The sequence below is a fragment of the Pseudoalteromonas sp. MMG013 genome, from assembly GCF_018100885.1.
Taxonomy (GTDB): Bacteria; Pseudomonadota; Gammaproteobacteria; order Enterobacterales; family Alteromonadaceae; genus Pseudoalteromonas; species Pseudoalteromonas aurantia.
On sequence record NZ_JAGJEE010000137.1, the window covers coordinates 1 to 330 of the forward strand.

The 330-nt window shown below is 35.2% G+C and carries 1 protein-coding gene; it reads left to right on the forward strand.

What is annotated here, in order from left to right:
• Window positions 1-330: hypothetical protein (locus J8L98_RS24700; RefSeq protein ID WP_210998698.1), on the forward strand; the 330-nt coding region annotated here is incomplete at both ends.

Consider the following 330-nt stretch of genomic DNA (forward strand, 5'->3'; position numbering starts at 1 on the left):
CTTGTTAACGCTTATGAACAAGATGACTATACATGGTGGAGATTGAATAGTTATAAGCATTCAGATATACAAGTTTGGAAAGATCAAAAACAGCCCAATGAAGGTATGCAGTTTGTTGCTGCCTGTGCCTGGTTAGAGCATTTTGGCCTTATTAATATGCATGATGATGATAAAGACTGGGATATAATAGATCTATACATTGAAAAATATTATCACCCAGCATTTTTAAAGTTATTTGTTAAAAGGTTTGTCTGGGATGTAATGTTTCCAAATGAAGCACTGCCTAACTACACAGAACCCAAATCAGGTGATGCTAGGTTGTTAGATTAC